This window comes from Streptomyces sp. NPDC002446, assembly GCF_053595675.1.
On sequence record NZ_JBSFYC010000020.1, the window covers coordinates 83137 to 109953 of the forward strand.

Sequence of the window (26817 nt, forward strand, 5' to 3'; positions counted from 1 at the left end):
TTGTGTCCTTTACCTGTTCGTCGCCGACTGTCCGTTGTCGCCGAGCTCGCGACCGAGGGCCTCCATCAGTTCGTCGAATCCGGCCTCGGCGAGATCCGTCTCCTGGGAGGGCGGTGTGCGGGTGACACCGTCGTGACCGGTACCGGCCGCGCTGGTGCGCAGGGCGGTCAGGACGCGGTCGAGATGCCGGGCCAGTTCGGCACGCTGCGGCCCGGGCACGTCCGCGAGTCCCGCCTCGAGCCGGTCGAGTCCGTTGCGTGCCGCCGTGACGACGTCCTCGTCGTCGTGCGGGTCCGCGAACAGCTCGGACCGGAGGTGGTCCGCCAGCGCGGCGGCGTTGGGGTGGTCGAAGACCAGGGTCGAGGGCAGGGCGAGACCCGTGGCCTCGCTCAGGCGCTTGCGCAGCCGCACGGCGCCCAGCGAGTCGAAGCCCAGTTCGCGGAAGGCCGTGTCCACCGCCACCGCGCGCAGGTCCTCGTGTCCCAGGACCGCGGCGGCGTGGGAACGCACCAGCTGCGTCAGTTCGTGGTGCTGCTCGGCCGGCGGCCGTCCGGCGAGCCGGTCGCGCAGGGGCGCTCCCGCCGCTGGTTGCGGCCGCGCGGCCGCGGCGGCCCGGGCTCCCGGCACCGCGTCGAGCAGCGGCCGTTCCCTCAGCGCCGCGTACGTCTCGGTGAACCGCGGCCAGTCGACATCGGCGACGACCATGGCGGTCTCGTCACCGGCCAGCACCGTTTCGAGCACGTCCAGCGCCCGGTGTCCTGGCATGGGGCGCACGCCCTGGTCGCGGAGCCGGGCGACGGCCTGCGCGTCGTTTGTCATGCCGCCTTCCGCCCACAGTCCCCAGGCCACGGATGTCGCGGCCAGGCCCCGGGCGCGGCGGTGGTGGGCGAAGGCGTCGAGGAAGGCGTTGCCGGCCGCGTACGCCCCCTGCCCGGCGCTGCCCCACACGGCGGCGCCGGAGGAGAAGAGGAGGAAGAGGCTCAGGTCGGGGCAGGCGGCTTCGAGGTTCCGCGCGCCCTGCACCTTGGCGGCCAGGACCTCCCGGAACTCCTCGCGGGTCATGTCCTTGAGGGCGGTCTGCTGGTTCAGTCCGGCCGCGTGCACCACGCCGGTGATCGTCGCGCCGTCCGCGCGCAGCCCGTCGACGAGCCCGGCCACCGCCGCGCTCGCGCCGATGTCGCAGGCGTGGACGGTGACCCGGGCGCCGAGCCCGGTGAGTTCGGCGACCAGCGGGGCGACGCCCGGTGCCGTCTCGCCCCGGCGGCTGACCAGTGCCAGGTGCTGTGCGCCCCGGGCCGCCAGCCAGCGTGCGGTGAGCGCGCCGAGGCCGCCGGTGCCGCCGGTGACGAGGATCGTCCCCTGCGGCACGACCTGGTCGGCGGCGTCGGGCACCCGGTCCGCGCCCGGCGCGGCGGGCAGCAGCCGGCGTGCGAACACGGCGTGCGACCGGACCGCGAGCTGGTCCTCCGTGCCGGTCAACGCGCGGGCGAGAAGGGCGCGTTGCGCCTCTCCGGCCTCCTGCGGCAGATCCACCAGGCCGGTGTGCCGCTCACCGCGTTCGAGCGCGGCCGCCTGGCCGAGGCCCCACACCTGCGCCCCGGCCGGGCATGTCACGGGGTCGTCCGCGCCGGTGCCGACCGCGCCGCAGGTCGCCAGCCAGACGGGCGCATCGGCGTCCGCCGCCTCCAGTGCGCGCAGCAGGCCGAGCGTGGCCTCGGCTCCGGCGTCCGTGTCGCCGAGGGCCAGCAGGGAGAGCACCCCGGCGTACGCGCCGGACTCGGCCTGGGTGGCGAGTGCGTCGCGGACGGCGGCGGTCAGCGCGTGCGGATCGTCGAGCGGGACGGTGACCGTGTGGGGCGGGGCCGCGTGTGCGGCGAGGGCGGCGGCAGCGGCGTCGCGCCAGGCGAGCTCGGCGGGGCGGCCGTCCGTCGTGTCGGGCAGCAGGAGCAGCCAGCGTCCGGCCGGGCCGGCAGAGGTGCTGGTGGTCTCCTGCCAGCCGACGCGGTAGCACCATCCGTCGTCCGTGTGCGACGGCCCGGACGCTTCGGGCAGCAGCCAGAACCGTTCGTGGTCGAAGGGGTAGGTCGGCAGGTCGGTCAGCTCGCCGTCGCCGTGCACGGCCCGCCAGTCCACCGCGACACCGGCCACGTGCGCCTCGGCGGGGGCGGCCAGGAAGCGTTCGGGCGTGTCGTCGTCGCGCCGGACGGAGCCCACCACCACGCTTGCGTCACCGAGCGTGTCCTGCATGCTTCCGCTCAGCACCGGATGGGGGCTCACCTCGACGAACGCGTCGTAGCCCGCCGTGCCGAGCGCCTCGATCGCGGCCTCGAACTCCACGGTGCGGCGCAGGTTCTCGTACCAGTAACCGGCGTCCAGCTCGGGGCCGTCGACGAAGGCGCCCCGCAGGGTCGAGTAGAGGGGAACGTCGGGCGTACGGGGGGCGATGCCGGACAGCGGGGCGATGACCGCTTCCCGCAGGCGTTCCATGTGGGAGGTGTGCGAGGCGTAGTCGACGGGGAGCACCCGCGCGTCGATACCCTCCCCGGCGCAGTGCTCCCACAAGGTGTGCACCGCCTCGGGGTCACCGGCCACCACCACGGCGTCGTGGCCGTTGACCGCGGCCATCTCCAGTGCGCCGGGCGCGGCGTTGCGCAGCAGCTTCTCCGCCTCCGCACGGCCCAGGCGGAGCGACAGCATGGCACCGTCGCCGGCGAGGTCGGCCAGCGCCCGGGCCCGCAGCGCCACCACCCGCGCCGCATCCGGCAACGACAGGGCACCCGCGACACACGCCGCTGCGATCTCGCCCTGGGAGTGCCCCACGACGGCGTCCGGCTCCACACCGCACGCCCGCCACAGGGCGGCTAGGGACACCATCACCGCGAACAGCACCGGCTGCACCACATCGACCCGGTCCAGCGAAGGAGCACCCTCCACCCCGCGGACCACGTCCACGACCGAGAAGCCCGCCACCGGCGCAAGAGCCTCATCGCACTCCGCCAACGCCTCGGCGAACACCGGGACGTCAAGGAGCCCACGCCCCATCCCCGCCCACTGCGAGCCCTGGCCGGGGAAGACCCACACCACACGACGCCCCTCAGCGCCGGCACCGGTGAGGGTGCGGGGCGCGGGTCGGCCCTCGGCGAGAGCGCGCAGGGTGTCGGTGGCGTCCTCGATGTCGCGTACGAGGGCCACGGCCCGCCGGTCGAAGATCTGCCGTGACTCGGTGAGGGAGCGGGCCACATCCCGCAGCCGGATGTCCTGATGTGCCGTCAGGTGGTCGGCCAGGCGCCGGGACTGGGCGGCCAGCGCGGTGTCCGTACGCGCCGACAGCACCAGCGGCACGGCACCCCCGGCTCCCAGCACACCCGCCGGGCCGGCGGCGGTCCCCGCCTCCTGCCTCACCGAGGGAGACTCCTCGACGATCAGATGCGCGTTCGTTCCGCTCACGCCGAACGCCGACACTCCCGCCCGGCGTGGACGGCCGTTGCGCGGCCACTCCCGTGCCTCGCGCAGCACCTCCACGGCGCCCGACGACCAGTCCACATGCGACGACGGCACATCGGCGTGCAGCGTCCTCGGCAGCACCCCGTGGCGCAGCGCCAGCACCATCTTGATCACGCCGGCCACCCCGGCCGCCGCCTGGGCGTGCCCGATGTTCGACTTCAACGAGCCCAGCCACAGGGGCCGCTGGGGATCACGGTCGGGTCCGTACGTGGCCAGCAGCGCCTGCACCTCGATCGGGTCACCCAGCACCGTCCCGGTGCCGTGCCCCTCCACCGCGTCCACCTGATCCGGTGTCAGTCCGGCGGCGGCGAGCGCCTGCCGCACCACCCGCTGCTGCGCGGGGCCGCTGGGCGCGGACAGACCGTTGCTGGCCCCGTCCTGGTTGACCGCCGAGCCGCGCACCACGGCCAGCACCTGATGGCCGTTGCGCCGGGCGTCCGACAGGCGCTCCAGCACCACAAGGCCCACGCCCTCGCCCATGCCGAAGCCGTCGGCGTCATGGGAGTACGCCTTGCAGCGGCCGTCGGCGGCCAGCGCGCCCTGCCGCGAGAACTCCGTGAACACCTCCGGGCCCGCCATCACCGAGACCCCGCCGGCCACCGCCAGAGCACACTCGCCGTCCCGCAGCGACCGGGCCGCCAGGTGCAGCGCCACCAGCGACGACGAGCACGCCGTGTCCACCGTCAGCGCGGGACCCTCAAGCCCCAGCGCGTAGGCCACGCGGCCCGAGGCGACGCTGGCGGTGCTGCCGGTGAGCAGATACCCCTCGACCTCGTCCCGGCCCTCCACCGGTCCGGCGGCATACCCCTGGTGCGACATGCCGACGAACACCCCGGTGTCGCTGCCGCGCAGGGTCTGCGGCCGGATGCCCGCCCGTTCGAACGCCTCCCAGGTGACCTCCAGGACCTGGCGCTGCTGCGGGTCCATCGCCAGCGCCTCGCGCGGGGAGATCCCGAAGAACGCCGCGTCGAAGCCCCCGGCGTCGTCGAGGAAGTTGCCCATGGGGCGGGCGGCACCGGTGCCCAGCACCGCGCGCCGCTCCCAGCCCCGGTCGTCCGGCGCCGCGCCGGCCGCGTCACGGCCGTCGGCGATGAACTGCCACAGCTCGTCCGGGGAGTTGATGCCGCCGGGGAACCGGCAGGCCATACCCACGACGGCGATCGGGTCGTCGTCGTGTGCGGCGTCGCCGCCGACGGGCCGCGGCCCCGGCTCGGGCTCCGCCCCGCCGAAGAGTTCGGACTCCAGGCGGGAGGCGACGGCCCGGGCGTGCGGGTGGTCGTACACCAGGGTCGTGGGCAGGCGCAGACCGGTCGCCGCCGTGAGCCGGTTGCGCAGTTCCACCGAGGCCAGCGAGTCGAAGCCGAGTTCCAGGAACGCCCGCTCCGGGGGGATCCGTTCCGGGTCCCGGTGTCCGAGCACCGAGGCGGTGTGCTGCCGCACCAGGTCCAGGAGCGCGCGCCCGCGCTCGGCGGCGGGCAGGTCCGCCAGGCCGCCGCCGAGCGGCCCTCCGGCCGCGCCGTGTTCCCGGCGCAGGGCCTCGCGCGCGTCCCGGGCCTCGGGCAGCGCGTCGAACAGCCGGGTGGGCCGCTGCGCGGTGTACGCGAGCAGGAACTCCGCCCACTCGATCCCGATGATCATCGGGCAGACTTCCGCCCGGTCCAGTGCCATCTGCAGGGCGTCGAGGGCCTCTTCCGGAGCCATCTCGACGACGCCGTGCCGGCGGAAGCGCTCCGCCACGGGGCCCTCCGCCATGCCGCTGCCGGCCCAGGTGCCCCATGCCACCGAGGTCGCCGGGAGCCCCTCGGCGCGCCGCTGCCGGGCGAGGCCGTCCAGGTAGGCGTTGCCCGGGGCGTAGCAGCCCAGGCCCGGCGCGCCGAACGCGGAGGCGAACGAGGAGAACAGGACGAACGCGGTCAGGGGTGCGTCCGCGGTGAGTTCGTGCAGGTGCCGGGCGCCCAGGGTCTTGGCGCGGCCGGCCTGTTCGATCCGTTCGCCGCTCAGGGTGTCGAGGGTGCCGTCGTCCAGGGTGGCCGCGGTGTGGAACACCGAGGTGAGCGGCTGGTCCGCGGGCAGGCCGTCCAGGAGCGAGCGCAGGGCCTCGCGGTCGGTGACGTCGCAGGCCGCGAGGGTCACCGCGGAGCCCAGCGCGCGCAGTTCGGCGGCCAGTTCCTCGGCTCCCGGGGCGTTTGGGCCGCTGCGGCTGGTGAGGACGATGTGCGGGGCGCCGCGGTGGGCGAGCCACCGGGCGACATGGCGGCCGACGCCTCCGGTGCCTCCGGTGACCAGCGCCGTACCGGTGGGCTCCCAGGTGTGCGGCGCGCTCCGGGGCCGGGGCACGGCCCGCTTCCAGCGGCGCGCGAACACCCCCTCCGCCCGCAGGGCGACCTGGTCCTCACCGCTCTCGCCGGTCAGCACGCCGGCGAGCGAGCGGGCGATCTCGGCCGTGGAACCGGCGGGCACGTCGATCAGCCCGCCCCACAGTTCGGGGTGTTCGAGGGCGATGACCCGCCCCAGACCCCACAGGGCCTCCCGCGCGGGGTCGCCCGGGCGCTCGTCCGGCGCGGTGACCTGGACCTCTTCGGTCAGGCACCACAGGGAGCCGTCGAGTCCGGAGTCGGCGAAGGCCTGGGCGAGGGCGACGGTGCCGCCGAGCGACGGCAGGCCCAGGGGTGTGCCGGTGTCCTCGCCCTTCTCGTCGACGGCCAGCAGGGACAGCACCCCGACCCGGTCCGCGCCCTCGGCGGCGCGCCGCAGGGACTGCGCCAGTTCCGTCCGCGTCGCCACGGCGCCGATCACGAGGTCCGACACCGTCGCACCGGCCGCTTCCAGGGCCGTGCGCGCCGCCTGCGCGGCCGGTTCCGCGGCCCCGTCGTAGCGGACGAGGAGCCAGCTGCGCGGGCCCGCCGCGGAGGGCCTGGCAGCGGGCACCCGCTGCCAGTCGATGCGGTAGCGCAGCGCGGCGGCCGCGTCGTGCTCCGCCCCGCCGGGCGCGGCGGGCGCGTCCGGGGCGGGCTCCCACCAGAAGCGCTCCCGCTGGAACGGCGAGGTGGGCAGCGGAACCGGGCGCGCCGGGACGCCGAGGAACACCGACTCCCAGCGCACGGGTACGCCCGCGGCCCACGCCGTGGCCAGGGCGCGGGCGAAGTCCTCGGGCCCTCCGTGGCCGCGGCGTACGGTGCCGACCGTGACCGGGTCCGCGCCGGCTTCCTGTCCGGTCTCCTCGATGGCGGTGGTGAGCACCGGGTGGGCGCTGAGCTCGATGAAGGCCCGGTGTCCCTGTTCCACGAGCGCCCGCACGGCCGGTTCGAACCGTACGGTCTCCCGGAGGTTGCGGAACCAGTAGGCGGTGTCCAGCGCCGTGGGGTCCGCCCAGTCGCCGGTCACGGTGGAGAAGAAGGGCACGGCGCCGGGCAGCGGCTCGATCTCCCCGAGTTCCTCGTGCAGGGCGGCGCGGGCGTCCTCCATGCGCGCGGTGTGCGACGCGTAGTCGACCGGCAGGCGCCTGGCCCGCACGCCCTCCGCGGTGAGGGCGGCGAGGAGGTGGTCGAGGTCGTCGTCCGGTCCGGCGGCCACCACGGAGCGCGGCCCGTTCAGGGCGGCGGTCTCCAGTCGGCCGTCGTAGCGGCCGAGCCGGCGCGTCAGGTCGGCGGCGGTGGTGGCGACCGCCATCATGCCGCCGCCTCCGCGCAGTCGGGCGATGACGCGGCTGCGGACGGCCACCAGGCGGGCCGCGTCGTCGAGTGACAGGGCGCCGGCGACGCAGGCGGCCGCGATCTCCCCCTGGGAGTGCCCGATCACCGCGGCCGGTTCGACGCCGTGGGCCCGCCACAGCGCCGCCAGCGACACCATCACCGCGAAGAGGACGGGCTGCACCACCTCGACGCGGTCGGTGGACAGGTCGGCGTCGGGCCGGCCGTCCGCGGCGGCGGCCTCCGCGCGCAGGAAGGGCAGGACGCGGAAGTCCAGGTGCGGTTCCAGGGCCGCGGCGCACTCGTCCATGGCGCGCGCGAACACCGGTGAGGTGTCGTACAGCCGGACCGCCATGCCCGCCCACTGCCATCCCTGGCCGGGGAAGACGAAGACGGGCGCGGACTGCGGCCGGGCGGTGGCCACGACGGCGTCCGCGGTGTCGCCCTCGGCCAGCGCGGCCAGTACGTCCAGTGCCTCGGCGCGCCCATCCGGCACGACCGCGGCCCGGTGGCGGGCCGCGGCCCGGGTGGTGGCCAGCGAGAACGCCACGTCCGTGGCGGTGAGTTCGGGGTGCTCGCGCAGGTGCGCGGCGAGCCGGCCCGCCTGCGTCCGCAGCGCGGCCTCGCTGTGCGCCGACACGACCCACGGCGCCAGGACGCCGGAGCGCCGCCGGTCCGGCCCCGCGGTCCGCTCGCCCGACGGGCCGGTGGCTCGCTCTTGCCGTGGCGGTGCCTCGACGATGGCGTGCGCGTTGGTGCCGCTGATGCCGAAGGACGAGACTCCCGCCCGGCGGGGCCCCGCCGCGTCGGGCCAGGCGACCGGTTCGGTCAGCAGCCGCACCTCGCCCTGGGACCAGTCCACTTCCGTGGAGGGGCGGTCGGCGTGCAGGGTCTGCGGCAGCGTGCCGTGCTGCATGGCGAGCAGCATCTTGATGACGCCCGTCACGCCGGCGGCGGCCTGGGTGTGGCCGACGTTGGACTTCGCCGAGCCCAGCCACAGCGGGCGGTCGGCGGGGCGATCCGTCCCGTACGCCTCGATCACGGCCTGGGCCTCGATCGGGTCGCCGAGCCGGGTGCCGGTGCCGTGGGCCTCGACCGCGTCCACGTCGGCCGCGGTCAGTCCGGCCTCGGCGAGCGCCTGCCGGATCACCCGGGCCTGGGCCCGGCCGTTGGGCGCGGACAGCCCGTTGCTCGCGCCGTCCTGGTTGACCGCCACCGCGCGGATCAGGCCCACGACGGGGTGGCCCAGGCGCCGGGCGTCGGACAGCCGCTCCAGCAGGAGCACTCCGGCGCCCTCCGCCATCCCGAAGCCGTCGGCGTCGGCGGAGAACGCCTTGCACCGGCCGTCGGGGGCGAGCGCGCCGAGCCTGCTGAAGTCGACGAGCATGCCGGGCGTCGGCATCACCGTCGCGCCGCCGGCCAGGGCGAGGTCCGTCTCCCCCGCGCGCAGGGAGCGGCAGGCGAGCTGGAGGGCCACGAGCGAGGACGAGCAGGCCGTGTCCACGGTGACGGCCGGTCCTTCAAGGCCCAGGGTGTAGGCGATCCGCCCGGAGGCGACGCTGGTGGTCGTGCCGGTGACCAGATAGCCCCCGACGTCCTTGCCGCCGTCGGCCAGGCGCGGGCCGTACTCCTGGGCGATGACGCCGGTGAACACTCCGGTGGGCGTGCCGCGCACCGTCTCGGGGGAGATTCCGGCCCGTTCGAGCGCTTCCCAGCTGACCTCCAGGAGGAGCCGCTGCTGCGGGTCCATGGCCAGTGCCTCGCGCGGCGAGATGCCGAAGAAGTCCGCGTCGAAGTCGGCGGCGTCGTGCAGGAAGCCGCCGGAGCGCTGCCGCACGGTGCCGGAGCGTGCCGGGTCCGGGTGGAAGAGCGCCTCCAGGTCCCAGCCGCGGTCCGTGGGAAGGCCCGCCACGGCGTCGCGCCCGCCCGAGAGCAGCTCCCAGAACTGCTCGGGAGTGTGCACGCCGCCGGGCAGCCGTACGGCCATGGCGACGACCGCGATCGGCTCGTCCGCCGCCCGGTCGGCTCCCGGTTCCCGCTGCTCGGGGGCCGGATCCGCGCCCGGGCCGCCGCGGGGCGCGCGCGGGCGCAGCAGGTCGTACAGCGCGTCGGTGAGGGCCCGCGGGGTGGGGTGGTCGAAGAGCGTGGCGATGCCGATGTCCTGGCCGAGGGCCGTCGCGAGGCGGTCGCGCAGCTGCACCGCGAGGACGGAGTCGAGCCCGAGTTCGGCGAAGGTGAGTGAGCCGTCCACGGGTTGGGTGCCGGTGCCGGTCACGGCGGCGGTCTCCGTGTGCACGAGGCGCGTCAGTCGCTGCCGTATCTCGTGGTCCGGTGTTCCCGGGGGGAAGAGCCCCGGCCGGGAGGGTTCGGCGGCCGGTGCGCCGAGCTCTGCTCCGGCGGGCGGCAGGTCCGGCAGGTCGGCTGGGAGGGCCGGCTCGACACCGGGGAAGGCAGCCGTCCAGTCCACCTCCACCCCGTGGGTGTACGCCTCTGCCGCCGCGGTCAGGAAGCGCCGCAGTCCGCCCTGGCCGCGTTGCAGCGTGGGGAGCACCGGGCGGGTGACGCCTGCCGCGTCGAGCGTCTGCCGCACGGCACCCGCGAGGACGGGGTGCGGGCTCAGTTCGACGAACACGCCCGCCCGGTCGTCGGCGCAGGCCCGCACCGAGCGCTCGAACTCCACGCGGTTGCGGAAGTTCGCGCACCAGTAGTCCGCCGTCAGTCCGCGGGTGTCGAGGGTGGTGCCGGTGAGGCTGGAGTAGAAGGGGACGGTGCCCTCGCCCGGGGTGAACCAGTCGAGCGCCGTGCGCACTCCGTCGACGACGTCGTCCATCTGCGGGGAGTGCGCGGCCATCGAGACGCCGATGACCTGGGCGCGGACCCCTTCGGCGGTCAGCTCCGCCACGCAGCGCCCGATCGTGTCCGTGGCACCGGCCAGCAGCACCGAGCGGGGGCCGTTGATGCCGGCCAGGACGACGTCCGGGCCCCAGGAGTCCAGCCGGTCGGCGAGCTCGTCGGCGGGCAGCGCCACCGACGCCATGTCCCCCTTGCCGACGAGCGGCATGAGTTCCCTGCTCCACAGCGCCACCGCGCGGGCGCCGTCCTGGATGTCGACGCTGCCGGCGGCGTGGGCGGCGGCGAGGTCGCCCATGCTGTGCCCCACGACGGCGTCGGGCTCGACGCCGAAGGAGCGCCACAGTTCGGTCAGGGCGGCGCTCACCGCGTAGAGGGCGGGCTGTACGACCTCGACCCGGGGCGGGGCGCCCGCGGCGGCCGCGGTGTCGAGGGCTTCGGTCAGCGACCAGCCGGACTCGGCGGCGAAGACCTCGGCGCACCGCGCGATCGCGTCCGCGAACACCGGGGACTCGCCGACGAGTTCCGTGGCCATCCCCGGCCACTGGGAGCCCTGGCCCGGGTAGAAGAAGGTGACCGGCGCCGCGGCGGCGGCCGTTCCGCGCGCCACTGCCACATGCGGGACGTCGTCGGCGACCGCGGCCAGGCCGTCGAGGAGTTCCTCGCGGGAGGAGCCGACGATCACCGCTCGCTGCGGCAGGCGCCGGTCCTGGCGGGCGAGCACGGCGCCGAACTCGTCGACGCCGGTGTCCGGATGCGCGTGGAGGTAGCCCAGCAGCCGGCGGGCCCAGGTCCGCAGCGCGCCGGCGTCCGCTCCCGACAGAACCCACGGCCGGGCCGCCCCTCCGGCAGCTGCGGAAGTGTTCTCGTCCTGAAGGGGGCTGCCGTTCACACCTGACTCCTCGTCGTCCGCGCGTTACCAGGGAGCGGACCTCTGCAGAACACGGCCCACGGAAATACCGACCACATCGACTGCGACCTGGCCGGCGGGCTACGCAAGCCACAGAAAGAAACTATCAATCCCGCGAGCCATAAACGGTCGACTACCGTTGGTCAGTGGCTATGTGAAAGTACACCAGCAAGCCTGCCGAGCCAAGGGATTACCGCACTACCGAATTTCATGGAAGCCGCAGGTCAGAGCCGTTCAAACGATACTTGAACGCGATTCCAGCGGCCGTGATATCGACCCTCGAGCTTCCCTGTAGCCGGATTCGACCGACCTGCGAAAAGATATCGGCGGAAGCGGCTCCGGGCTGGTCGGACCACGATGGACTCCGGGAATTTCGAATTCTCCCACCGAATCCGACCAGCTCGGGTAACGTCCATTCTCCGCCGGTCCTGTGCAACACGACATTCCCGTTATCAGCGGTCTGAACTCCTGGACAGCGGCAACCCACAGAAGGGCCAGTGAGCCGTGCTACCTGCGGACAAATCCCCCGAGCTCTCCCCCGCCGACACACCCGACGGCCGGGGAAGCCAGGCCGAACGGCTGCCGTCGCTGACCGGGCTGAGGTTCTTCGCGGCTTTCCTGGTGTTCGCCTGCCATGCGCTGAGCCAGTTCAGCCCCCAGGCCGACGCCGCCTCGCGCGACCTGGCCTACTTCCTGCTGCCGGCCGGGCCGGTCGGGGTCTCCTTCTTCTTCGTCCTCAGCGGGTTCGTCCTGGCGTACGCGGCACGGCCGGGTGACACCGTCCGGCGCTTCTGGCGGCGGCGGGTGGCGAAGATCTACCCCAGCCACGTGGTGACCTGGTCGGCCGGTCTCGTCCTGGCTCTCGTCACCGGCACCGTCGTGACCGTGTCGACAACGGCCGCCGCCCTCCTGCTCGTTCAGGCCTGGGTGCCCGGCATGGTGCTCACCGCCACGGTCAACCCGATCTCGTGGACGCTCGCCTGCGAGCTGTTCTTCTACCTGCTGTTCCCGTTCCTGTACGGGGCGCTGCGCCGGCTGCCGCGGCAGTACCTGTGGCCGGCCGCCGGCACCCTGGCCGCCCTGATCATGGCCGCCCCCCACCTGGTCCGGCTGCTGCCCGGTCAGCCCATGCCCCTGGCCGGCTACAGCCTGACCCAGTTCTGGCTCATCTACACGGCGCCCCCCGTACGCCTCCTGGAGTTCGCGCTGGGCATCGTGCTCGCCCTCCTGGTCCGGCGCGGGATGTGGCCCCTCGTCAGCAGCTGGCTCGCCGTCGTCCTGTGCGGCGCCGGCTACGCGGTGGCCGGGGTCACGACGATGGTCACCAAGGCGCCCCACCTGTGGGCGATGGTCAGCGCCACCGTCATCCCGCTGGCCGTGCTCATCGCCACGGCCGCCACCCGGGACCGGAAGAACCTCCCCTCCCTGGCACGCCGTCCCCGCGTGGTGCGGCTCGGCGAACTCTCCTTCGCCTTCTACCTCGTGCACCACATGATCCTGACGGCCTGCTTCACCGCGCTGCCGGACGGCTTCCGGCCGGGCCTGATCGCGCTGATCGGCCTGGCGGTCGTGCTGTTCTTCGCCTGCTGGGCCGCCGCCTGGCTCCTGCACACCGCGGTCGAGCTGCCCGCCATGCGCCGCTGGAGCCGCCCTTCGGCAACTCCCCGCGGGCATGACGCGCCACACCGCGCTCCCGGGCGATCCGAGTCCCTCACCGGTGAAAGGACACCATGAAACAGCCACCACTGCCCGAGGTTCTGGACCTGAGCAGCGAGCTCTTCCACACCGACCAGTACGCGACCTACCGAGAGATCCTCGAACAGCGTCCGGTCACCAAGGTGCGCTTCTACGGCGGCTCCTTCGTCTGGCTCGTGAACCGCTACGAGGACGTACGGGCCGCGCTGAGCGACCCCCGGCTCAGCAACGACCCCACGAAGCAGACGGACTTCGACCTCTCGGCGGCCACGGGCATCCCGGACGACCTGACCGAGTACTTCCAGCGGAACATGTTCCGCAGCGACGAGCCGGACCACGGCCGGCTGCGCAAGCTCGTCTCCAGGGAATTCACCATGCGGCGCATCAACGCGCTGCGGCCGCGGATCCAGGAGATCGCCGAGGACCTGCTGGAGAAGTTCGCCGCCACCGGCGGCGGAGACCTGGTGAGCGCGCTCGCCCGCCCGCTCCCGCTCACCGTCATGTGCGAGCTGCTCGGCGTGCCGGAGGAGGACCGCGCGGACTTCCAGACCTGGTCCCAGCACGTCGTCGAGAGCGATCCGGCGTTCGCGGAGCGCAACGCCGCCTCCTACCGCAGCCTCTTCGAGTGCGTCCGCTCCCTGGTCCGCCGCCGGCGCGACGAGCCGGGTGAGGATCTGCTGTCGGCCCTGGTCGAACTGCGCGACTCCGGGGACCGCCTCTCCGAGGCCGAGCTGATCTCGACGGTGTTCCTGCTGCTCGTCGCCGGCATCGAGACCACGGTGAACGTGATCGGCACGGGGGCCTTCCTCCTGCTGAACCACCCCGAGCAGCTCTCCCGCGTCCGCGCGGACGGCGCCCTGGTGGGGTCCGCCGTGGAGGAGATCCTGCGCTACATGGCGCCCATCGAGATGACGAGCCGGCACAGCCTGGAGCCCGTCGAGATCGGCGGGGTGTCCATCGACGCACAGAGCACCGTGCTGATCAACCTGGCCGCCGCCAACCGCGACCCGGCACGGTTCGAGGACCCGCAGTCCTTCCGCGTCGACCGGAACGACGGCAGCCACCTCACCTTCGGCCATGGCATTCACTACTGCCTCGGCGCCGCGCTGGCGCGGGCGGAGGCGGAAATCGCCTTCGACGTCCTCCTGAAGCGCTTCCCGACACTGCAACTGGCCGCTCCCGCCTCGGAGTTGACGTGGCGACACGTCTTCATGCGGGGTCCGGTCGAGCTGCCCGTCTCCTGGCGGTGAGCATGAAACGTGCCCTCACCGATCTCGCGCTCTTCGGCGGTCCGGCGACCTTCCTGCGCCCGCTCCTGGTGGGCATGCCCACCGTCGGCGACCGGGCACGGTTCCTCGCCCGGCTCGAATGGGCCCTGGACAACGACTGGCTGACCAACGGCGGCCCGCTGACCACGGAGTTCGAGGCCCGCATTGCCGACCTCACCGGCGTGCGGCACTGCGTCGCCACCTGCAACGCCACCGTGGCGCTCCAGCTGGTGCTGCGGGCCTCGGGCGTCACCGGGCAGGTCATCATGCCCTCGCTGACCTTCGCGGCGACTCCCCACGCGGCGAGCTGGGTGGGTCTTGAGCCGGTGTTCTGCGATGTCGACCCGGCCACCGGCTGCCTCGATCCCGCGCGGGTCGAGGAACTCATCACCCCCGCCACCGGAGCCATCGTCGGCGTACACCTGTGGGGCCGGGCGGCACCCGTCATCGAGCTGGAGAAGCTCGCCGCCGAGCACGGGGTGAAGCTGTTCTTCGACGCGGCCCACGCCTTCGGCTGCACCTCCGGCGACCGGCCGATCGGCGGCTTCGGGAACGCCGAGGTGTTCAGCTTCCACGCCACCAAGACGGTCATGTCCTTCGAGGGCGGGGCGGTGACCACGGACGACGGCGAGCTCGCCGAACGGCTCGTGGCCCTGCGCAACTTCGGCATCGACCAGGACAAGTCGGTGACCGCCGTCGGCATGAACGCCAAGATGAGCGAGTGCTCGGCGGCCATGGGCCTCACCTCCCTCGACGCCTTCGCCGAGACCCGCGAGCGCAACCGTGAGAACCACGCCCTCTACCGGTCGGAACTGCGCGGGGTGCCGGGCGTCGAGGTGCTGCCCTTCGACGAGACCGAGCGCAACAACCACCAGTACGTGATCCTGCTGACGGACCGCGCCGTCACCGGTCTGCACCGCGACCGGCTGCGGACACTGCTGCAGGCCGAGAAGGTCTTCCCCCAGCTGTACTTCTCGCCACCCTGCCACCTGATGCCCGCCTACCGGACCGATCCCCCGCTCCGGCTCGAACACACCGAGCGGCTGGCCGAGCGGGTGCTCGCGCTGCCCACCGGACCGTCGGTGTCCTTCGAGGACATCCGCCGGGTGTGCAGCATCATCCGGCTCGCCGCGGAGCGCGGCGAGCAGATCGACGCGATGTGGGACAGGGCAGTGCCCGCATGAGCGCCATCCGTCCGAAGCCCGACCCGGAGGTAACAGTTCTCGTGGACACCGTCCAAGCGGTAGCGCCCGCGCAGGCGATCGAAGACGTGGCACGCCCCGGCAGCGACCGTGCCGCGGCGATCCGCGCACTGCAACCCCGCCTCGCACAGCTCGGCGACACCGGCGACGGGGCCCGGGAACGGGCGGAGCACCTCGTCGACCTGGCCGTGCGGTACGGCTCCCACCCGTTCACCACCCTGGAGCAGGCCCGCCACCTGCTGCACGTGGACCGGGCGGCCTTCGCCACACTGCTCGACCTCTTCCGCCGCATACCCGAGCTCGGCACGGCCGTCCAGCGGGGTCCGGAGGGGAAGTACTGGACCAACACCATCCTCCCGCTGGAACGGACCGGCGCGCTCGACGCGGTGCTGCACCGCCGCCCGGCCTTCCCCTACAGCGTCGGCCTCTACCCCGGGCCGACCTGCATGTTCCGCTGCCACTTCTGCGTACGTGTGACCGGTGCGCGGTACGACGCGTCCGCGCTGGACGCCGGCAACGCCATGTTCGCGTCCGTCATCGACGAGGTGCCCGACACGCAGCCCTCGACGGTCTACTTCTCCGGCGGGCTGGAGCCGCTCACCAACCCGGGGCTCGGCGAACTGGCGGCGCGCGGCGGCAGTCGCGGGCTCGACATGACGCTCTACACCAACGCCTTCGCGCTCACCGACAGGACGCTGGAGCGCCAGCCGGGACTGTGGTCGCTGCACGCGATCCGTACCTCGCTGTACGGCCTGAACGACGCCGAGTACGAAGCCACCACGACCAAACCGCGCGCCTTCGGGCGGGTGCGGGACAACCTGGGTTCCTTCATGGCGCAGCGGGCCGAACGGCGTGCCCCGCTGCGGCTCGGCCTGAACTACATCGTCCTGCCCGGCCGGGCCGATCGGCTGATGGACCTCGTGGACTTCGTGGCCGGGCTGAACGAGCACTCCCCCGAGCGTCCCCTCGACTTCGTGACGGTGCGCGAGGACTACAGCGGCCGTGACGACGGCCGGCTCGCGGCCGCCGAGCGCGCCCGGCTGCGCGACGCGCTCCAGGACTTCACCGCCTACGCACGGGAGCGGACACCTGACCTGCACATCGATCTCGGGTACGCGCTGGAGAGCATGCGCAGCGGGGTGGACGCCGAGCTGCTGCGCATCACCCCGGCGACCATGCGCGGCTTTGCGCATCCGCAGATCGCGGTGCAGGTCGACCTCCTGGGCGACGTCTACCTCTATCGCGAGGCCGGGTTCCCCGACCTCAAGGGCGCAGACCGCTACATCGCCGGGCGCGTCACCCCGACCAGGAGCCTGCACGACGTGGTCCGCGAATTCGTCGAGCGGAATCCGCACATCGAGCCGCGGCCCGGCGACGAGTACTTCCTCGACGGTTTCGACCAGGCCGTGACCGCCCGGCTCAACCAGATGGAGCAGGACATCGCCGACGGCTGGGAGACGCACCGGGGCCTGCTGCGCGCGGGAGACGAAGGGTGAGTACCCGGCGGCGCCCCGCGCCGCCGGGGCTCAGACGGCAGCCGCCGCCGGGCGGACGTCCCGGTGCCGGCCGGTGAGTTCCTCCAGGACGGCCACCGCGTCCTGGGGGCTGCGCTCGGCGCGGGCCTCGTCCCGCAGCCGGCGGGCCTGGTCGAGGAACGAGGGCTCGGCGAGCACCCGGGCCACGCTGTCCCGGAGTCCCTCGGGGCTCACCTCGTCCTCGCTCAGGTGCAGGCCCGCGCCCTCGGCCGCCGTCTGCTGCGCCCGCAGGATGGTGTCCCACAGGTACGGCACCATGACCTGCGGCACCCCGTGGTAGAGGGCCGTCGACCAGGTGCCGTTGCCGCCGTGGTGGATCACCGCCGAGCAGCCCTCCAGCAGGACGTTCAGCGGGGCGAAACCGACGACCCGGACGTTCTCCGGCAAGGGTCCTGCCTCCCGCAGCGCGGCGGGGTCGGCGGTGACGACGATCTCCGCGTCGACCTCCGCCAGCACCTGGAGGTAGCGGTGGAAGACCGCCGGATCGGCGGTGAAGCTGCTTCCGGTGGACCCGGTCGTCAGGCACACCCGCCGGCGGGACCCGGCCTCCTTCAGCCAGTCCGGGACGACGGCCGGGCCGTTGTACGGCAGGTACCGCGTGGGCACCGTCGGCAGCGACAGGTCGAGCCGGAACCGCTCCGGCAGCATGTCGACGGTCCACTGGCCGACCACCAGCTCCTCGTCGTAGGCCACCCCGTACCGCTGGGCGGCCCCGGCCAGCCAGTCCTTCAGCGGGTCGGGGCGCTGCCCGGCGGGCCGTTCGGTGAGCTGCTCCAGGAACGCCTGACGGAAGTACGCGTTCAGGTCGCTCGCGGTCAGGATCCGTGCGTGGGCGGCGCCGCACGCCCGGGCGGCGATCGCCCCGGCGAACGTGTACGGCTCCCACAGCACCAGGTCCGGCTGCCACTGGCGGGCGTACCCGACGAGTTCCCGGACGAACGACTCGTCGTTGATCACCGAATAGAAATAGGGAACAGACAGGTCGTACAGGTTGAACAGAAAGTCCCAGTCGAACGCTTCCGGGCGGGACAGGTCGATATTCGCGGAGTATTTCTGGAGTTCCGCGCCCTTCTCCTGCATCGCCTCCAGCAGCCGGTGGTCCGCTCCCACCGGTACGGCGGTGAGCCCGGCACCGGTGATCGTGTCCGCAAAACCGGGCTGACTGGCGACCCGTACGTCATGCCCCGCGGCACGCAAGGCCCCCGCGAGAGGCACGAAGCCATGGAAATGCGAGGTGTGCGCGAAAGCCGCGATAAGCACACGCATAAGCCAACTCCTTTGACCCGATACCCATTGACGGACAGCCGGTGATTCTGCCGCAGCGCCCGGGCCGTGCATACGCGGGCCGATCTCCTCTGGATTCAGGGACGAGTGCCCCTTGAGGGTGCGGTGCGGCAGCACGCCACGAAGAGAGGCAACAGCAATGGCCGGTCCCCTTTCCCCCGGCACGGGGCGGGACACCTCCCGCCGTCCCCTGGTCGTCGTCCTGGGCGCCTCCGGGTACATCGGTTCCGCCGTGGTGCGGGAGCTCTCGCGCCGTCCGATACGGCTGCGCGCGGTGGCGCGCGGCCCGTTCGCCGTGCCGGCCGGCGGCCTGGCGGCGTCCGAGGCGGTGCGGGCCGACCTCACCGAGGAGGGCGCCGTCGCCGACGCGGTCCGCGGCGCCGACGCGGTGATCCACCTGGTCGCCCGCATGGCGGGCCAGGGTTCGTGGCGGTCCGCGGCCTCGGACCCGGAGGCGGAGCGGGTCAATGTGGACCTGGTGCGTGAAGTGATCGCGCAGTGCGCGGCGGCACCCGGCGAGGGGCCCGCCCCCACCCTTGTCCTGGCCAGCACCAATCAGGTGGCGGACGGCGGCCCCCAACGCAGCGCCTATGCCCGGCAGAAGGCCGCCGCGGAGCGGCACCTGCTCGACGCCGCGGCCCGGGGTGCCGTCCGCGGCATCGCGCTGCGCCTGCCCACCACTGTCGGCAGCGGCGCGGGCGTGACGCCCTCGATGGCCGACCGGGCCCTGTCCGGCGAGGCCCTCGCCCTGTGGCACGACGGCACCGTGCGGCGCGAATTCCTCGACGTGACCGACGCGGCCCGCGCTTTCGTCACCGCGCTGGACCATGCCGCTGACCTCAACGGCCGGGCCTGTGCGGTGGGCGGGCACATCGTCGCACTCGGCGATCTGTTCCGGACCATCGCCGACAGCGCGGCCCGCCACACCGGACGGCCGCCCGTTCCGGTGCTGTCGGTGGCTCCCCCCGACTACGCCGAGACCGGCGACTTCCGCGACCTCGACGTCGACTCCTCGGTTTTCCGGGACGTGACGGGGTGGCGGCCGGAGGTTCCCCTGCGCCGGGCCGTCGACGACGTCGTGTCGGCCCTCGCCCGGCGCCGGGCACTGCCGCGCTGACCGGCGGGTTCGTCAGTCGCCGCGCCGCGCGACGGCGCGCAGGTCCTCGATCAGCCGGGCCTGGTCCGACAGGGCCTCGCCCGTCAGCGGGGACGGCGCACCTGAGCGGACGCCCTCGACGAAGGCCGTCACCACGGAGCGGAACTGGTCGTGCGGGGGCACGGGAAACTCCTCGCGGGATCCGTCCCGTTCGAGGTGGACGACCGCGGTGTGGTCCGCGGGCGGCGTGTAGGCCCACGGCACGGTGATTCGCCCTTGTGAGCCGGTGAGCTCGTACCGGCAGCGGTAGGCGTGTTCCAGTCCGAACCCGAGCTGCGCCACCGCGCCGCCGGGCGCCGCGAGCAGCGCCGCCCCGCCGGTGTCGACGCCGGTGCGGCGGTCCAGTTTCAGGTATCCGCCGACCACCTCCAGACCGGGGCCGAGGTAGCGCAGGGCGGTGCGCAGCGGATAGACGCCGATGCCGGTGAGCGCGCCGCCGCCCAGGTCACGGCGGTGGCGGATGTCGTCCGCCGGCTTGCCGGGGATGGTGAACTCACAGGCCAGGGAGCGGACTTCGCCGATCCGCCCCGCGGCGAGCAGTTCGTCGACGAGGTGGTGCTGGGGGTGGCAGAGGAACATGTAGTTCTCGAACAGGGCCCGGCCGCGGGCGCGGGCGAGTTCCCGCAGCGCCGTGGCCTGCCGTGCGGTGGCGGTCAGCGGTTTCTCGCACAGGACGTGCTTGTCCGCCTCCAGTGCCCGCCGGGTCCAGTCGGCGTTGAGCGCGGGTGGCAGCGGGACGTAGACGGCGTCGAGGTCGGGCCGGTCGAGCACGGCCTCGTAACCGGTCACCGGCTCACCGCCGAACCGCCGGGCGAACGCCGCCGCCTTGGCCGCGTCCCGGCTCCCGATCGCGACCACCTCGACCGATGGATGGCCGGCGAGCGCGGGCAGCATGCGCCGCCAGGCGATGTCCGCGCAGCCCAGTACGCCCATCCGCACCCTGTCCACCGCCACCGTCCTCGTTTCTCGCCGCTCACCCCGTCATGGACACCTGGCCGGCGGCCCCGCGGGCAGGGGCCACCGGCCGATGCGATCCTTCGGCGGATCAGTCCAGGGCGGCCTCGATGAGGTCGGCGGCCCGCTTGGTCCCGCCCTCGGCCCGCAGCTCGGCGCGCAGCTCGTCGGAGCGGCGGCGGACCTCGGGGTCGGCGGTGAGCTCCAGCAGCGCCGTGCGCAGCGCGTCGGCGGTGGCGTCAGCGGTGTCGATGCGCCGGGCGACGCCGAGCTTGACGAGCTGGTCGGCGTTGCCGAACTGCTCGGCGCCCTGCGGCACGGCGATCATCGGCACACCGGTGTAGAGCCCCTCGCTGCTGCCGCCCATGCCGGCGTGGGTGACGAAGGCGTCGGCCTGCTCCAGGATCGCCAGCTGCGGCACCCAGTTGTGCACCTCGACGTTGGAGGGGATCTCCCCGAGCTCCTTGGCGTCGGTGTGCTTGCCGATCTGGAGGACCACGTGCCAGCCGGCCAGGCCGCCGAAGGCCGCCAGGCACTGGCGGTAGAACTCCGGCTGCAGGGTGTAGGCCGAGCCGAGGGAGACCAGCAGCACCTTCCCGGCGTCCGCCGGCCGGGTCCAGCCGCCCTGCTCGGAGCGGTCCCCGAGACAGGGGCCGACGAAGGTGACGACGTCGGTGTTCACCCGGTCCGCGTTGGGCTGCATGGCCTTGGTGATCACCGCGATGGTCCGGGCGGGCATGCCGCTGAAGGCGTCCACGTCCAGCGTGGTGGCTCCGCACCCGGCCAGCCAGGAGGCGAACTTCTGCCGGTACGCGTCGGCGCCCGGCAGCTGCATCAGCTGATCTCCGACCTCCTGCTGGTAGCCCTCCCAGGACACATAGCTCGGGGACAGCTGCACGAGCGGGCGGCTTTGCGCCTCGGCGAGCGCACGGCCCGCGTAGGACCCGATGTCGTAGAGGTAGAGGTCGGCGGGGTCCTCGTCGTAGTGGGCGCGCAGCTGGGGAAGGACCTGCATCGCCTCGTCGAGGAAGAGGGACATCGCCGAGATCGGGTCCTGCGGCCAGTTGTTGTCGGCGACGGGCAGGGTGGTGGTGTAGGGGACGAACTCGGCACCGGTGGGTTCGATCAGCTCGGCGACGTTCGGGGCGCCGGCGTACGTCACCCGGTGTCCCCGCGCCACGAGTTCACGAATGACCTCGAGGCCGGGCAGGACGTGGCTGACGATGGGACTGCCGATCATCGCGATGTGGCGACGAGACATAAGGGTTCGCTCATTTCAGTGCTACGGCGTATGGATACGACAACCCCCTCGGCCCGGGACCGCCGCACGGGGAAGCTCCCGGCGGCGGACGGCCTAGGGGGAGAAAGCAGAACGGTCAGGGGGCGCCGCGGCCCTCGTCAGCCGTAGATCTGGGGAAAGTGCATACCGCAGACACTAACCACATCCCCGGTTTCCGGAGAAGTGCGGGCCGTCTCCGCTCGCCCGCGGGCGCGGCCGCGTGCATCGCGTCCGGACACGCACCGCGCCCCTGATCGTTTGCGCAGCTGCCGCCCGCCGTGCGGCCGGTCGGCGGCCTTCCCGGGACGGACGCCGGTCTCCGGACCACCGACGGCCGCCCACCGACAACCAGCCGAAAATCACCGCCACTTGGCCGATTCCTTACCACACGTCGCCCCCCTCGCCGAACACCTCTGCTAATGTCTCGTGCCGTGATCTTCTCTTTCGTCGCCACCGGCATTTACTTCATCTGACGCCGCCCCCCGAGCACCTCTAGCTCCGGGCGCCATGGGCACGGCGAGCGCCGCTTCTCCAGCGGCTTTCCAGCGCCGTTCAAGCGCCGCACCGGCCTTTCACGACAGCCTTCTGTCCTGCGCCATGCGGTCATGCCCGTCTCCGGTACCCGTTCGAGCAGTGCTCCCCTCGGTCGACCTTTCCTGACCTACGGATGAAACGGCGTGCAATTCCATGCAGAACTCCTCTTCCACGAACAGCCTTCTCCCGTCTTCCCCCGCGCACGCGGGCACCGCGCTCGTCGAGGAGCGGCAGCCGGAACCGAGCGCACCGGCGGCCGGCGGTTTCCGGGTGGTCCTCGACGACATCCAGCACGCCCGCGGCACCCGCCGCCTGCTGGACGGCGTGCACCAGTCCGTGGCCCTGGGCGAACGCATCGGCGTCATCGGGGAGAACGGATCGGGCAAGTCCACCCTGCTGCGCCTGCTCGCCGGACTGGAAAAGCCCGACGGGGGCCGGGTGCTGGTGCGTGCGCCGGGCGGCACCGGCTACCTCCCGCAGACCCCCGAGCTGGCGCCCGACGACACGGTGCAAGACGCCATCGACCACGCCCTCGCCGAGCTGCGCGCGCTGGAGCACGAACTGCGCCGCTGCGAGGCGGCCATGGCCGAGGCGGACGGCGACGAACTCACGGCCCTGCTGGCCGAGTACGGCGATCTCATGGAGGCCTTCGAGGCCCGGGACGGCTACGCGGCCGACGCCCGGGTGCAGGCCGCCATGCACGGCCTGGGCCTGGCGTCCGTGGACACCACCCGGCACCTGGCCAGCCTGTCCGGCGGCGAGCAGGCCCGGCTGGGCCTGGCCTGTGTGCTCGCCGCCGCACCGCAGCTGATGCTGCTCGACGAGCCCACCAACCACCTGGACCGGGCCGCGCTGGAGTGGCTCGAGGAACACCTGCGCTCCCACCGCGGCAGCATCCTGGTCGTCTCGCACGACCGCGTCTTCCTGGAGCGGGTGGCCACGGCCCTGTGGGACGTGGACGCCGAGCGGCACACGGTCCACCGCCACGGCGGCGGCTACGCCGGCTATGTGAAGGCCAAGGCGGCCCTGCGGCTGCGGTGGGAGCAGCAGCACCAGGAGTGGAAGGAGGATCTGGCCCGCCAACGCGAACTGACGCGCGCCGCGGCGGACCACGCGGCCGCCGGACCGCGGGCCAACACCGACCGGACGAACGGCCGTCACCAGCGGAGTGTGGAGAAGCAGATCTCCGCCCGCGTGCGCAACGCCAAGGAGCGGCTGCGCCGGCTGGAGGAGAACCCGGTCCCCCGCCCGCCGAAGCCGATGCGGTTCGCGCCCCGGATCGAGGGCGGCGACTCCACGGGCGACTCGGTCGTCGCCGGGCTGCACCAGGTCGCGGTGGCGGACCGGCTCGATGTGCCGGAGTTCGAGGTGGGTGCGGGGGAACGCGTTCTGATCACCGGCCCCAACGGAGCCGGCAAGAGCACCCTGCTGCGGGTGCTGGTCGGCGATCTGGAACCGGACCGGGGCGCGAGCACGCGTCCGGCGCGCACCGGCTGGCTGCCCCAGGAGACACCGGTCACCGCGCCCGGGCTCAGCCTCCTGGACGCGTTCAGCGAAGGCCTGCCCGGCGATGCCGAGGCACATCGCGGGGCGTTGCTGGGCCTGGGGCTCTTCCGGCCGTCGGATCTGGCCACCGCGGTCGGCGGGCTGTCCGTCGGCCAGCGCCGGCGGCTCGCCCTGGCCCGTCTCCTGCACGACCCCGTGGATCTGCTGGTGCTCGACGAGCCGACGAACCATCTGTCACCGGCGCTGGTGGAGGACCTGGAGGAGGCCCTGTCGCACTACCGGGGAGCACTGCTCGTCGTCTCCCACGACCGCATGCTCGAAAGGCGGTTCACCGGACGCACAGTGCGCCTGGAGAACGGCTCCATCCGCGACTGAGCGAGCTGTTGCGCCGTACCACCCCATGAGACGATCCCCGGGGTGATCACCTAAGGGGAACGTCCGTACGTGGAGCGGGCGGCGGTGCCGTACGGCGCCGCCGCCGCTGCGCGACCGTCCCCCGCCGCCCGTGGCTGAACTGCCGCCTCGCGCTCTCCTTCCGTGCGGCCGCGCAGCTGATCCGGCCTGGCAGACCAGCGGATCCGCCCCTCCCCCGACCACCTGACAACGCTCCGGCTTTTCTGACCCACCGGCGAAAGGAACAGCCCCTCATGGCCAAGGACGGCTTCACCGACCCGCGCATCGTTCCCCACGAGTCGGATCAGGAACGGGACGCGCGTGAGCGGCTCACGAAGCTCCTCGTCGACAGCCCCATACCGCCCGAATACCTGATCGACAACCTGCCCGTCTACCTGCGCCGCCACCAGCTCGCCGACCTGCTCTCCATGGACGCGCTGTACCGCATGCTGCCCGAGATCCCGGGCGTCATCATGGAGTTCGGTGTGCTGCACGGCCGTCACCTGGCCACGCTCACGGCCCTGCGCAGCATCTACGAGCCGTACAACTCGCTGCGGCGCATCATCGGTTTCGACACCTTCACCGGCTTCCCCGACGACATCAAGGACGTGGACAAGGCCAGCACCAGCGCCCATCCCGGGCGTTTCGCGGTCCCGGAGAACGAGGTCGACCACCTGCGCGAGGTCCTGGCGGCCCATGAGGCCACCGAGCCGTTCGGGCACACCCAGCGCTCCTTCGTCGTCCAGGGCGACGTGCGCGAGACCGTTCCGCAGTACCTGGAGGACAACCCGGAGACGGTCATCGCCATGGCCTACTTCGACCTGGATCTCTACCAGCCGACCAAGGAGCTCCTGGAGGCGATCCGGCCGCATCTGACCAAGGGAAGCATCCTCGCGTTCGACGAGCTGGCCCACCCCAAGTGGCCCGGTGAGACCACGGCGCTGCAGGAGGTCTTCGGCCTGGACTGCGCACCCCTGCGCCAGCTGCCCGGCCGTGAGCCGCCGGTCATCTACATGAAGTGGGGCGAGTGACCGGGTCGCCGGCTTCCGTGATGACGACTCGACAGACCGGGGTGACCGCGCCCACGACCGTACGGGAACTCGCCATCGAGGGCGCCTTCGAGTTCACCCCCACGGTGTTCCCCGACCGTCGCGGCTCGTTCGTGACCACGTATCAGCACCATCTGTTCGCCGAGACGACCGGGCACGCCTTCCCCGTCGTCCAGACCTGCCAGAGCACCTCGCGCCGTGGTGTGGTGCGCGGTGTGCACTTCACCTCGACGCCGCCGGGCATGGCCAAGCACGTCTACTGCGGGCGGGGCCGGGCGCTCGACTTCGTCGTCGACCTGCGGGTGGGCTCGCCCACCTTCGGCCGGTGGGACACGGTCCAGCTCGACGAGGAGAGTCTCCGGTCGACGTATCTGCCGGTCGGTGTGGGCCATGTGTTCGTCGCGTTGGAGGACGACACCACGATGGTGTACCTCATGTCCGGGCCGTACGTGCCGGAGCATGAGCTCGCCGTCTCCCCGCTGGACCCGGCGCTCGGGCTGCCCGTCACGCTCGACGGCGTCGAGCCGATCCTGTCCGAGCGGGACGTCGCGGCCCCCACCCTGGCCCAGGCACTGGAGTCGGGCATCCTGCCGGACTACGAGGCCTGCCGTGCGCTGGAGGCGGCGCTGTAGCGGGCCGCGGCCGCCGCACCGCACACGAGGCCGCCGAGGCGCAGAGCGCCCCGGCGGCCTCGTGTGCGGCAGTATCCGGTGACCGGTGTTCAGTAGCGGTAGTGGTCCGGCTTGTAGGGGCCGTCGACCTCGACACCGAGGTAGGCCGCCTGCTCCGGGCTCAGCGTCGTCAGCTTCACGCCGAGCGCGTCCAGGTGCAGACGGGCGACCTTCTCGTCGAGGTGCTTGGGGAGCACGTAGACGTCGGTCGGGTACTCCTCCGGCTTGGTGAACAGCTCGATCTGGGCCAGCGTCTGGTCCGCGAACGAGTTGGACATCACGAACGACGGGTGGCCGGTCGCGTTGCCCAGGTTCAGCAGGCGCCCCTCCGAGAGCACGATGATCGTCTTGCCGTCGGGGAACGTCCAGGTGTGGACCTGCGGCTTGACCTCGTCCTTCACGATGCCCGGGACCTTGGCCAGACCGGCCATGTCGATCTCGTTGTCGAAGTGGCCGATGTTCCCCACGATCGCCTGGTGCTTCATCTTGGCCATGTCCGAGGCCATGATGATGTCCTTGCTGCCGGTCGTGGTGATGAAGATGTCGGCGGTCTCGACGACGTCCTCGAGCGTGGTGACCTGGTAGCCGTCCATGGCCGCCTGCAGCGCGCAGATCGGGTCGATCTCGGTGACGATCACGCGGGCACCCTGGCCGCGCAGCGACTCCGCGCAGCCCTTGCCGACGTCGCCGTAGCCGAACACGACCGCGGTCTTGCCGCCGATCAGTACGTCCGTGGCCCGGTTGATGCCGTCGATCAGGGAGTGCCGGCAGCCGTACTTGTTGTCGAACTTCGACTTGGTCACCGCGTCGTTCACATTGATCGCGGGGAACAGCAGAGCGCCGTCACGGTGCATCTCGTACAGGCGGTGCACACCCGTGGTGGTCTCCTCCGTCACACCGCGGATGCCCGAGGCGAGGGTCGACCAGTCGAGGGTGCTGTCCTCCAGCAGGGCGCGGACGACGGCGAGTTCCTCGTTGGCGGCCTCCGGCAGCTCTCCCGTCTTCTGGTACTCGACGCCCTTGTGGACGAGGAGGGTGGCGTCGCCGCCGTCGTCGAGGATCATGTTCGGGCCCGCGTGCCCGGGCCAGGTCAGGGCCTGCTCGGTGCACCACCAGTACTCTTCGAGGGTCTCGCCCTTCCAGGCGAAGACGGGGATGCCGGCGGCGGCGATCGCGGCCGCGGCGTGGTCCTGGGTGGAGAAGATGTTGCAGGACACCCAGCGGACCTCGGCGCCCAGGGCGACCAGGGTCTCGATCAGGACGGCGGTCTGCACGGTCATGTGCAGCGAGCCGGTGATGCGGGCGCCGGCCAGCGGCTGGGCTGCGGCGTACTCCTTG

The 26817-nt window shown here is 72.8% G+C and carries 13 protein-coding genes; 8 read left to right on the forward strand and 5 right to left on the reverse strand.

All coding sequences use genetic code 11. The features are described from left to right. Positions 1-9: 9 nt before the first annotated feature. Positions 10-10935: an SDR family NAD(P)-dependent oxidoreductase gene (locus tag ACWD6P_RS14365; RefSeq protein ID WP_451444387.1), complete on the reverse strand. Its 10926-nt coding sequence runs from the start codon at positions 10933-10935 to the stop codon at positions 10-12. 522 nt (positions 10936-11457) lie between these two features. Between ACWD6P_RS14365 and ACWD6P_RS14370 the strand changes: the two genes are divergently transcribed. Genes ACWD6P_RS14370 through desII form a run of 4 tightly spaced genes read left to right on the forward strand, consistent with a single transcriptional unit; the run spans position 11458 to position 16614 of the window. Then, entirely contained in the window at positions 11458-12687 is a 1230-nt protein-coding gene (locus ACWD6P_RS14370) for an acyltransferase family protein (RefSeq protein ID WP_451444388.1), read from the forward strand. Then, positions 12684-13898, forward strand: a complete 1215-nt coding sequence (locus ACWD6P_RS14375; RefSeq protein ID WP_451444389.1) for a cytochrome P450 family protein — start codon at positions 12684-12686, stop codon at positions 13896-13898. Before ACWD6P_RS14370 ends, ACWD6P_RS14375 begins: the two co-directional genes overlap by 4 nt. A gap of 2 nt (positions 13899-13900) precedes the next feature. Next, complete coding sequence (locus ACWD6P_RS14380; RefSeq protein WP_451444390.1) at positions 13901-15100, forward strand: dTDP-4-dehydro-6-deoxyglucose aminotransferase; 1200 nt, start codon at positions 13901-13903, stop codon at positions 15098-15100. Further along, complete coding sequence (gene desII / locus ACWD6P_RS14385) at positions 15097-16614, forward strand: dTDP-4-amino-4,6-dideoxy-D-glucose ammonia-lyase (protein WP_451444391.1); 1518 nt, start codon at positions 15097-15099, stop codon at positions 16612-16614. The genes ACWD6P_RS14380 and desII overlap by 4 nt, the downstream gene beginning before the upstream one ends. Positions 16615-16644: 30 nt before the next feature. Here the strand turns inward: desII and ACWD6P_RS14390 are convergent, their stop codons facing one another. After that, the gene (locus ACWD6P_RS14390) at positions 16645-18159 is read right to left on the reverse strand and encodes an activator-dependent family glycosyltransferase (protein ID WP_451444392.1); all 1515 of its coding nucleotides are present in this window, start codon (positions 18157-18159) and stop codon (positions 16645-16647) included. Here ACWD6P_RS14390 and ACWD6P_RS14395 point away from each other — a divergent pair. Next, positions 18077-19054: an NAD-dependent epimerase/dehydratase family protein gene (locus ACWD6P_RS14395; RefSeq protein WP_451444393.1), complete on the forward strand. Its 978-nt coding sequence runs from the start codon at positions 18077-18079 to the stop codon at positions 19052-19054. The two genes, ACWD6P_RS14390 and ACWD6P_RS14395, sit on opposite strands and share 83 nt — an antisense overlap. Before the next feature lie 12 nt (positions 19055-19066). Here the strand turns inward: ACWD6P_RS14395 and ACWD6P_RS14400 are convergent, their stop codons facing one another. Both ACWD6P_RS14400 and ACWD6P_RS14405 read right to left on the reverse strand, forming a co-directional pair. Next, on the reverse strand, positions 19067-20041 hold the full coding sequence (locus ACWD6P_RS14400; protein WP_451444394.1) for a Gfo/Idh/MocA family protein: 975 nt from the start codon (positions 20039-20041) through the stop codon (positions 19067-19069). Positions 20042-20138: 97 nt separating this feature from the next. After that, positions 20139-21308, reverse strand: coding sequence for a macrolide family glycosyltransferase (locus tag ACWD6P_RS14405; RefSeq protein WP_451444395.1), 1170 nt, complete (start codon positions 21306-21308; stop codon positions 20139-20141). A gap of 705 nt (positions 21309-22013) precedes the next feature. On the opposite strand from ACWD6P_RS14405, the gene ACWD6P_RS14410 reads away from it, so the two are divergent. From ACWD6P_RS14410 to ACWD6P_RS14420, 3 genes are all read left to right on the forward strand, one after another. Further along, a complete protein-coding gene (locus ACWD6P_RS14410; protein WP_451444396.1) occupies positions 22014-23741 on the forward strand; it encodes a TlrC/CarA/OleB/SrmB family ABC-F type ribosomal protection protein in 1728 nt (575 codons plus the stop codon). Between the two features lie 272 nt (positions 23742-24013). Next, positions 24014-24790 carry a class I SAM-dependent methyltransferase gene (locus ACWD6P_RS14415; protein WP_451444397.1) on the forward strand — a complete coding sequence of 259 codons (777 nt, stop codon included), beginning with the start codon at positions 24014-24016 and terminating at the stop codon, positions 24788-24790. 20 nt (positions 24791-24810) lie between these two features. Beyond that, positions 24811-25440 (forward strand): dTDP-4-dehydrorhamnose 3,5-epimerase family protein, encoded by a 630-nt coding sequence (locus tag ACWD6P_RS14420; protein ID WP_451444398.1) that lies wholly within the window; start codon positions 24811-24813, stop codon positions 25438-25440. Between the two features lie 89 nt (positions 25441-25529). Here ACWD6P_RS14420 and ahcY read toward each other — a convergent pair. Then, positions 25530-26817: adenosylhomocysteinase (ahcY, locus tag ACWD6P_RS14425; RefSeq protein ID WP_451444399.1), on the reverse strand; the 1288-nt coding region annotated here is incomplete at its 5' end.